This is a genomic window from Secundilactobacillus paracollinoides DSM 15502 = JCM 11969 (assembly GCF_001311135.1).
GTDB lineage: Bacteria > Bacillota > Bacilli > Lactobacillales > Lactobacillaceae > Secundilactobacillus > Secundilactobacillus paracollinoides.
Window position 1 is genome coordinate 1 of the sequence record NZ_BBAG01000082.1, and the last position, 9598, is coordinate 9598.

Consider the following 9598-nt stretch of genomic DNA (forward strand, 5'->3'; position numbering starts at 1 on the left):
AAGTAGTCAACATTTTCACTAATAAATTCCAAGAAAATCTTATAAACTGGTTCATAGACTAAATTTTCCTTTACTAAATCGTAGTTCATATAGACTGAAATGCGTTCAAGCGTGTTAAAGAGTGCCCATAACCGCTTTTATTTTTTGCCAGCCATATCATCTTTTTTTCTAAGGTCTGTTGATTTTTTGATATATTTGGAGACATTTCTAGTCTTTGACCTGAATCAATTTTATTCTCGTTTGTTTTCCTAATCAATTTAAAATTACTCGTATAAGTCTTTTTCACTTCTTCGATTTGTGGCAAAATGCTTTCATTAAATGTCTTCAAAACATTAATCGAATTTTGAACTAACAACTGTTCTCCCTCTCTGAAAACTTTCTTTCGATTATTTTTAAATTCTATAACAGCAATCACGATAAGAATAACACCCATTATCGTGGCAACATTTGAAAATACTGATGTAATCTGCTGACTGGCTTCAAAAATCTTACCCACTTCATTCATCCAACTTCCTCCAGTAGTTTGAGGATTTAATTTTCCCCTCTTTGTATTGCTTTACTAAATAACTACGAAGTAAAACACTCAAAGTTTTTTTCAAAAAGTTTTTTCAGCTAAGCCCTAAATACTCCTTTGCAGCAAATCAAAAAAGCGCTCAGACAACCATCTCGCTAAACAGCTGGTTGTCTGAACGCTTTTTGTATGTTGTAGGAAACTGTTATGTTGCGTCGTGTTAGGCAGACCCGACCGGTACACCGATGACAGCATCGCTGCTTTCCATCAGTCAGCGGCGCAGGATCGCATCTCAGCGCTAACAGGCCCCTATCTCCCTTTAATCATCCATGTTAAACATGTGACTGGTATTATCATACACCAAAATGCCTGAAAATAATGGGCAAAATTCAAATTTATTAATGGCTTTATCAGTTATTTAGACCATTTAAAACCCGGTTTGCCATTTTTCGAAAGATTGGTGATTAGTCGTTTTTTGCAACCGACTTTCGTGTAATCAATTCCGGCTCATACTGAATGGATTCGACCGGATTCTTGCCAATCATCGTCATCAATAACCGTGCCGAATCGTGGCCCATCCGTTCCTTCTCATGTGCCATCGTGGTTAACGGCGGATCCATGTAGCGACTCAGACTATAGTCATCAAAGCCGGTGATCGACACGTCGCCTGGAATAGTAAGGTTGAGCGACTTGATCAGATCCATGACCTGAATGGCTAACTGATCGTTATAACAGATCACTGCGGTTGGCCGATTATCGGCCTTCAGGTGTTCTTCGATCTGCGCCAAAACGTCCTTGATGGCGTCCCTGGACTGGTACATGACCACGTTGGACTTCAGCGCAATCGTTGGGTGTTGCTGGTAGGCTTTCACAAACCCGTTCATTCGGCTGACCCCCTGCGCATCATCCACCTGAAAAACGCCTAAAATACGCTCATGACCCTGATCGATCAGATAGTTCGTCAACCTCACAAGTGCGCCCTCATCATCCGTTGTCACGGAAATACCGGGCACTGCGTCGTAGGTGGCATTAATGAACACCGTTGGCAACTGCAACTCTTTAATTTTATCGTAGAGGTCGCGGTTCGGCGTCGCAATCGTACTCTGCGTTGGTTCAATGATCAGTCCGGCTACGTTTGAATCCAGCATCGTGATCAGTGACCGGCGCTCCCGCTGCGGATCATTGTGCGTGTTCGCCAGCAACGTCGTATAGCCGTTATCGGAAATGATCTGGTCAGCCCCACTTATAATGCTTGGGAAAATATAGTCTGAGATGTGCGTGGCAACGATGCCGATCATCCGGTTATTCGTTTTTTCCTTGGCCTTAACGCTCTGCCAATCGTTCACGTACATCCCGCCGCCCTGAATGCGGTAAACCAGGTGTTCATTTTCCAGATCGCCGATTGCCCGCCGGACCGTGTAGCGGCTGACATCGTATCGCGCCATCAATTCAGATTCAGTGGGCAGCTTGGCCCCGATGGCGTATTCACCGGAAAGGATCTTGTCCTTGACCCCTTCCTCAACCATTTCGTATTTTGCTTGCATGTTTGGAAGCTCCATCCATTTATAATTAGTCTAATCTGTCATTCAGTATTAATATAGCATATATTTCCCACCCATTCATTTCCCAATCAATTTTCTGGAAAAACCTTGACTTTCTTGCCAATCAATATTAAATTCGAAAGCGTATTCAATTAAATTTATACGGACAACTCACACAAAAATTTGCCCAAGGAAGTGGCTGACTAATGAAGACAACCGAAGAAATTTTCGACCAGTATCAAGATCAAGACGTGACTGCGTTTCACCTGGAAAACGACAATGGCGTGCGCGCCACAGTGCTGAGTCAGGGCGGCATCATCCGTGAGCTCAGCGTGCCAACCGCTAACGGCCAGCAAAACCTCCTATTGGAATACCCGCACACAGCGGACTACTACGCGAACCCATTTTACGTCAACATGATGATCGGCCCCGTTGCTGGGCGAATCAAGGACGCTCAATTTGAAGTCAACGGCAAGGTCACAAGCCTAACACCAAATGAAAACGGTAATGAGCTCCATAGCGGCGCTCACGGGTTCCACTCTGTTCAGTGGGAAGGCTACACCGAGACAAGCGACGACAAGGCAACCTTGACGCTGCACCACAAGTTCGAAGATCAGGAAGGCGGTTTTCCTGCCATGACAGTCGACGTCACCTATACGCTGACGAACACCAATACGTTTACCGTTCATTTTGCAGCTGAAACCACAGTTGCCACAACATTTAACCCAACCTACCACACCTATTTCAACCTCAATGGTGCCGAGAGCATCCGCGACCACGACCTGCAGATCAATGGGACGCGTCATTTAGCCGTTGACTCAGAGAAGATTCCGACTGGCGACTTCATCGAAAACGCCGACACACCATTCGATTTTGCCACCACAACGCGTTTAGGCGACGCCATTGATGGCATGCAGGATACGACCGAAAAAGGCTTCGATGACATTTATGAAGTGCGGCCAACTGGCGACACCCATGATGTGGTCACCGTCAGTGATCCAGCAAACAATCGAGCGGTCACTCTCCAATCCAAGCGAAACGGCCTGATTGTCTTCACCGCCAACTCGTTTACACCAGATATGGCCCTCACCGTGGGTCACGGTAAGCCATACATGGGCATCGCGTTGGAAGCACAAAACTTGTCCGACGCCACCCGCTTTGAAAACTTTGGCGACGTGACATTGTTCCCTGGTGAAACAAAGTATTATGAGATTGGGTATCACGTGACGTTTTAAATAGCTTGATTGAGGTGCTATTTCGCTCCGTTCCGCTGGTCGGTTACTGATATACGAGTCGAATGAGATCCACTCGAGAGCTGCGCAGCAGAAATTGAGTTAGCTCATTCGCAAGCCACCACTGCGGAGTGCCAAAACGCGCAGTGCAGCGGACTATCACAAAAATATTCAACATTAAATAGCAAAAAAGAAAAAGGACCTCCACCATCGGAAGTCCTTTTTATATTGCCTAAAAATTTTTAATCAAATTTGTCCACACAACTCTACTCTTGTGGATTGATGCCCTGTTCACGATACTTTGATGGGGAAACACCAGTGTACTTCTTAAACGACGTTGAGAAGTAATAAATGTTTTGGAACCCAACTTCCATCGCGATATCGGCAATCGAGAGATCCGTATTTAACAGCTTGCGGCTGGCCTCTTCCATGCGATACTGCATCAGGTATTCAGCTGGGGATAACCCAACCGTTTGCCGTAGAATTTTGACGAGGTAGGTGCCGCGCTGGGCAAAGTGGTCGCTAAGTGTCTTACTCGTAATTTTGTCTTGATAGTGATCCTTCAAATACCGTTGCAGTGCCAGTGACAACTGCGTGAGTTCGTCCTGCGCGTTGTTTTGCGTCTGCATCAGGTCTAATAACCGGATGAACAAACCCTGGGTCTCAAAGAATCGGTGCGATTCACAATCGGTCGTTTCCTTGATCAGCTCGGTGACAAGGGTATAAATCGCATCCGGTTCGGTCAACGGCTGGTACTGGCGTAAAAACAGGGTCTGAACGGGAACAACTGGGTGTAACATCATTGATTTGATCGAATTCTTAGCCGGGGTCAGACTGGCTTGCATATTCCAGTAGCCCGCCACGTAGAAGGTGATGCAGTCCACAAGAACCGTGTCGGATTGCGCCCACCAAGAATAGCGGTGACGACCCGGCACTAAAATGAACAGTTCGTTTTCGTGTACGGTGGTCTCCACGCCATCCTGCATCAAGATCAGCTGACCTCGACGCACAAATGCGAACACAAAGTATTCTGAATGAATTTGCGTTTCTTTGTGGCCACCTAATTCGAGTTCAACGCGGTGTCCTTCAATGAAGGTGGGCATCGGCAAACAAGAAAGCGATAAGTAGGCGGATTGTGTCACAGAAATCTCCCCTTTCCTGACACTTATTGAACAGTGCGTTTATCTAGTATTTATTTTATCATGAAATAAGTCAGTTTCACGTATTTAGCCCGAATCTATGGCGATGGGTGGCGAATAGTGGCCTTTAAAACAACACGTGTTCAAAACATCGTCATCAAGATTGGCAACTTAACAAATTTAGCCATCATTTTGGCTTAAATTTGCAGATTCTCACTATATAATAGGCACATTCATATTGCAATGATTAAAATTGGCTTATTCGCTTACATTATTTTTTATGGTCTTCGAGAATGAATGACTATGAACCGCCAGTCAATAAACGTGCAACCCAGTGTTGCTTATTTTTAGTAAAATAAGTGTCAATAGACTAAGAGACATGCCGTTATGTCACCTATTAAAAAGCGCCCCTGTGGGTTTCGCCCCCCGACTCCCATCATTTTAACGGCAAAACAAAAAAATCGTTTCCCCCATGTACGAGTGACCGTGCAACCGAAAGTTTATGCAAATAAAATGGTGTTCAAGAAAGATAAGTTTTTCTTAAACACCATTTTTATAATTAGCTGTCACTTATTTTACAAATGCCGCGATAATCTCTTGAACAGCTTGATTATCTGCAGGCTGTCCAATTGTGACGCGCAACCAGTTATCTCCCAATCCGGAACGCAGTAGATACCCGTTTTTCAGCAAAGTGGCGGCTAATCCGTCTGCATCCGCGACTTTAAAGAAGATAAAATTGGCCTGTGACGGGTAAAACGCGATGCCCTGGTCAGTTAGAAATTGTTGCCATTTCTTGCGTTCAGCAGCCACCGTCGTCACGGTTTTGGTAACAAACGACTGATCCTGAAAGGCCGCCGTGGCAGCAATCTCCGTAAACGTGCTGAGGTTATACGGCAACCGTACGCGTTCGAGTTGGTTGCCTAGGTTGGCGACACGATGGCGAATCCAACCCGAAAGTTTGCGAGGCCATAGGCTTTTGAAAACGTCCGCAACACAACGAGGTTGTCAAATTGCGCCATTAACGAGAGAGCTGAAGGATCGTCCTCAACCGTCGTGAAGTCGATATAGGCCTCGTCGACAATGACGGTCACACTTGCTGGGACCGTCTTCATAAAGGCAGCGATCTCAGCCTTAGAGACAAACGTCCCAGTCGGATTGTTGGGATTGCAGATCCAGATCATCCGCGTTTTTGGTGTGATGGCGTTCGTGAAGCTTGCCAGATCCGTCACGCCGTCACTGTCAACAGAAACATCAACCATCGTTGCCCCTTCAACGACCGCGTTCAGGGCATATTCGGAAAAGGTCGGCTCAGCCACAATGACGTCATCGCCTGGTTCAACTAACGTGCGCGACAACAGCGCCAGAATCTCATCCAACCCGTTCCCAAACACCAGCGCATCCGCCGACACGTTTAACCGCGATGCAATTGCCTCTCGCAAGGTCGTCATGTTGGAATCCGGGTAACGGTTTGCCCCAGTAAAGCCCCACTTAGACAGTGCTTCAGCGACCCTCGGTGACGTGCCAAAGGCATTTTCATTAGCGGACAGGCGAACTAGCTTACTCAGCCCCTCCCGCTGTTTTAAGGCGTCTAGTGTGTCTTCTGGTGTGTATGGTTTTAAATCAGCAATGGCTTTTTTGACCATGGGTTCACCCATCCTTTCTGAGATTTAGAGATCCTTGATATCGCGTCGTTCCTTCGTCTTGCTCATTAATCCTTCACGGTCGGCAAGTTCCTTCTTCACTTGGTCCGTGCTAATGCCGCGTTCAGCCATCAGAACCAACACGTGGTAGGCAAGATCGGCCACTTCGTAAACAAATTCGTCGTCGCTATCATTTTTAGCCGCCACCACAACTTCGGTGGATTCTTCGCCGACCTTCTTTAAAATTTTGTCTAGTCCTTTGGTGAAGAGGTAGTCGGTGTAGGAGCCTTCCTTAGGGTTGGCCTTCCGTTGCAGAATCAGTTGGTACAGTTCGTCTAAGTCTTGCATGGTTAATCCTCCTGTTGGTTAAGTGTGATATCGCGGTAAAAACAGCTCGTGTGCCCGGTGTGACAGGCTGGTCCGGCTGGATTCACGCGGACCAGTAACGTGTCTTCGTCGCAGTCGATCGAGATGGCAACAACGTCTTGTGTGTTGCCAGAAGTTGCCCCTTTGTGCCAGAGTTCCTGGCGGCTGCGGGACCAGAACCAGGTCTGGCCATCCTTAAGCGTGAGTTGATAACTGGCTTCGTTCATGTAGGCCATCATCAGCACCTGGCTAGTCTTATCGTCCACAACGATGGTGGGCACAAGACCGTCGGCTGACTTGGTAAAATCAGGTTTTAACGTCATCGAACAGTCACCCCGTTTGCGCGTAATTCTTGTTTAACATCACTGATGGTCAGTTCGCCAAAGTGGAAAACGGAAGCGGCCAGAGCGGCGTCAACGTTAGTTTCTTCAAAGACATCGGTAAAATGCTGTAACCGCCCGCAGCCACCGGAAGCGATGATGGGCACCGAAACGGCGTTGCCAAGGGCCTGATAGAGTTTGAGGTCGAACCCTGACTTGGTGCCATCCTTGTCCATGCTGGTCACGAGTAGTTCGCCAGCCCCCTTTGCGACCCCCTCTTGTGCCCATTTAATGGCGTCAAGGTCAGTAGCTTTACGGCCGCCGTTCGTGTAGACAACGTAGCGGTTGGTTGCCGGGTCCCACTTCGTATCAATGGCTAAAACGATACATTGGGCGCCAAATTTTTCAGCGCCCGCAGTGATCAGATTCGGGTCATTCACGGCAGCTGAGTTCACAGCAACCTTATCGGCGCCAGCCTTGAGCAGCCGTTGCATGTCATCAATGGTGTGAATCCCGCCGCCAACCGTCAGGGGCATAAAGACTTGTGACGCCACCTGTTCGATGGTGTCTACAATGGCTTTGCGTTTCTCATTCGTTGCCGTAATGTCGAGGAAGACGAGTTCATCAGCACCCTGTTTTTCATAGGCGGCCGCAATTTCAACAGGATCACCAACATCCGTTAAATTCACAAAGTTGACTCCCTTTTTCACCCGGCCGTGATCCACGTCCAGGCAGGGAATAATGCGTTTAGCTAACATCCGAAGCCACCTCCGCTAATGTGTCCAATGGCAAGTCGCCCGTGGTCATGGCGCGACCAACGATGGCGGCTTTGATGCCGTTATCGGCCAAGGTCTTGAGGTCGGCCACCGTGGTGACGCCGCCTGAAGCAATCACCTCAGCATCAGGAAATTTCGTTTGCAATTCCGTTAATTGTTTCGTATTCGGACCGCTCAACATGCCGTCTTTTGAAATATCTGTCACAACGAAGTTCACCACGCCAAAGGCCACCATCGAGGACATCAAGGTCGCCATGGTCACGTCGGATTCTTCCAACCAGCCAGAAATCGCGACTCGGCCATCCTTGCCATCGATGCCAACCACGATCTGGTCGTTACCAAACTGGGCAATGGCTTGCTGCACGATATCGGGATCGGTGAGCGCTGCAGAACCGAGAATCACCCGATTAACGCCGCTGGTGAGGTAACTGTTGATCTGTGCAAGGGTTCGAATCCCGCCGCCAACTTCTACCTTGAGCGACGTTTCGCGGCAAATGGTTTCAATTAAATTGCGGTTCACTGGTCGGCCCGTCTTGGCCCCGTCCAGATCAACGAGGTGCAAACGCTGCAACCCAGCCGCTTCAATTTGTTTGGCCTGCGCCACCGGGTCGTTCGCGATCAACGTCGTTTTATCGAACTTTCCCTGAGACAATCGGACACTTTGCTGATCAATTAAATCAATTGCTGGAATAATTTGCATTGTCGATGACCTCCTTAAATGCCCGCAGCCCATTCAGGCCAATCTGGCCGCTCTTCTCCGGGTGAAATTGCATCCCGATGACGTTGTCACGCCGCACGATGCTCGGCAGTGTCACGCCATAATCACAGGTTGCTAAAATATTTTCTGGTGCTGTTTTGGCGTAAAACGAGTGGACAAAGTAGGTCGACTCTTGATTAAAGCCAGCCGCTATTGGGTCGTCCTGCGTCATCGTATTGAGGTCCCAACCCATGTGGGGCACCTTCACACCAAGGTTGTCAGGAATGGCGACCACGTTCCCGGGAATCAACCCAAGTCCCGTGTTCTCGCCAAACTCAAACCCGCGTTCAAACAATAATTGCATCCCCAGACAGATGCCCAACATTGGCGTCCCCTGAGCTGCAACTTGTTGAATCACCGTCACCAACCGCCGTTCCCGCAGCGCGTCCATGGCTTTACCAAAGGCGCCGACCCCAGGAAGAACCACACCGTCCGCTTGTTGAATCACGGCCGGATCGGCTGACAAGGTGTTTTCAATGTGTAAATAGTCGAGGGCCTTCTTCAAGTTTCTGGTGTTGCCCGTATCGTAGTCGATGATGACGATCATTTAGATGACTCCTTTCGTTGATGGCACCCCTTTTATTTCAGGATTCAGTGTCACGGCTGCGCGGGTGGCGCGGCCAAGGGCTTTAAATAGTGTTTCGATCTTGTGGTGGGTGTTTCGGCCGTACAATACTTCAGCGTGGCAGTTCAGCTCAGCGTTGAAGCAAAGGCCTGGAAGAAATCTTCGGTAACTTCCGTGTCGTAATCGCCCAATTTAGGGTTCGTGAGTTCAGCGTTGAAAACAAGGTATGATCGGCCCGACAGATCGATGACGACCCGACTCAGTGTTTCATCCAACGGAATCAGCGCTGAACCAAACCGTTCGATTCCCGCTTTGTCACCAAGGGCTTCCTTGAGTGCCATCCCAAGCGCGATTCCAACATCTTCAGTCGTGTGGTGCGGATCAACATTCAAGTCACCGTTTGCCTTAACCACCAAGCCAAAACGGCCGTGGCGGGCGAAGGCATCGAGCATGTGGTTAAAGAACCCAATGCCCGTATCGATATCAATGGTACTGTAGTCATCCAGATTCAAGCTCAACTTGATCTGGGTCTCTTTTGTGTTTCGTTCAATGGTTGCTTGGCGCATTTGGTTCCCTCCTATTGTTGGTCATGAAATAGCGTTTTGTTGCCGCTTCGTTGCGCCGTTCGGCCCTGCAGGCTGAGGTGGGGTCGCTCCGGAGCTATTGAATTTCTTAGCAGAAATTCAAGGATCTCCTACGTCTCCCGTGTTTGTAACCGACCAAAGAACGGTCGCTAACAACCACCGACACC

Annotated in this window: 9 protein-coding genes and 2 pseudogenes; 1 reads left to right on the forward strand and 10 read right to left on the reverse strand. The window is 48.4% G+C overall.

Translation table 11 applies throughout. The features are described from left to right. Positions 1-85: 85 nt before the first annotated feature. Positions 86-505: a hypothetical protein gene (locus JCM11969_RS15040; protein ID WP_054712467.1), complete on the reverse strand. Its 420-nt coding sequence runs from the start codon at positions 503-505 to the stop codon at positions 86-88. 470 nt (positions 506-975) lie between these two features. Beyond that, positions 976-2055: a GntR family transcriptional regulator gene (locus JCM11969_RS15045; protein ID WP_054712470.1), complete on the reverse strand. Its 1080-nt coding sequence runs from the start codon at positions 2053-2055 to the stop codon at positions 976-978. A gap of 203 nt (positions 2056-2258) precedes the next feature. Here JCM11969_RS15045 and JCM11969_RS15050 point away from each other — a divergent pair, with 203 nt between their 5' ends. Continuing rightward, positions 2259-3287, forward strand: a complete 1029-nt coding sequence (locus JCM11969_RS15050; protein WP_054712473.1) for an aldose epimerase family protein — start codon at positions 2259-2261, stop codon at positions 3285-3287. Positions 3288-3550: 263 nt separating this feature from the next. Here JCM11969_RS15050 and JCM11969_RS15055 read toward each other — a convergent pair whose 3' ends face one another. The 8 genes and pseudogenes from JCM11969_RS15055 to hisB all read right to left on the reverse strand — a co-directional run bounded on the left by JCM11969_RS15055 (position 3551) and on the right by hisB (position 9413). Then, a complete protein-coding gene (locus JCM11969_RS15055) occupies positions 3551-4426 on the reverse strand; it encodes an AraC family transcriptional regulator (RefSeq protein WP_054712476.1) in 876 nt (291 codons plus the stop codon). A 567-nt stretch (positions 4427-4993) separates the two neighbouring features. Next, positions 4994-6066: pseudogene (gene hisC / locus JCM11969_RS15060) on the reverse strand (histidinol-phosphate transaminase). 24 nt (positions 6067-6090) lie between these two features. Further along, entirely contained in the window at positions 6091-6411 is a 321-nt protein-coding gene (gene hisE, locus JCM11969_RS15065; protein ID WP_054712479.1) for a phosphoribosyl-ATP diphosphatase, read from the reverse strand. Positions 6412-6413: 2 nt separating this feature from the next. Next, a complete protein-coding gene (gene hisI, locus JCM11969_RS15070; RefSeq protein WP_054712482.1) occupies positions 6414-6752 on the reverse strand; it encodes a phosphoribosyl-AMP cyclohydrolase in 339 nt (112 codons plus the stop codon). After that, complete coding sequence (hisF, locus tag JCM11969_RS15075; protein WP_054712493.1) at positions 6749-7507, reverse strand: imidazole glycerol phosphate synthase subunit HisF; 759 nt, start codon at positions 7505-7507, stop codon at positions 6749-6751. Before hisF ends, hisI begins: the two co-directional genes overlap by 4 nt. Next, a complete protein-coding gene (hisA, locus tag JCM11969_RS15080; RefSeq protein ID WP_054712496.1) occupies positions 7497-8225 on the reverse strand; it encodes a 1-(5-phosphoribosyl)-5-[(5-phosphoribosylamino)methylideneamino]imidazole-4-carboxamide isomerase in 729 nt (242 codons plus the stop codon). Before hisA ends, hisF begins: the two co-directional genes overlap by 11 nt. After that, positions 8203-8829 carry an imidazole glycerol phosphate synthase subunit HisH gene (hisH, locus tag JCM11969_RS15085; RefSeq protein ID WP_054712499.1) on the reverse strand — a complete coding sequence of 209 codons (627 nt, stop codon included), beginning with the start codon at positions 8827-8829 and terminating at the stop codon, positions 8203-8205. The genes hisA and hisH overlap by 23 nt, the downstream gene beginning before the upstream one ends. Next, positions 8830-9413: pseudogene (gene hisB / locus JCM11969_RS15090) on the reverse strand (imidazoleglycerol-phosphate dehydratase HisB). Between the last annotated feature and the right edge of the window lie 185 nt (positions 9414-9598).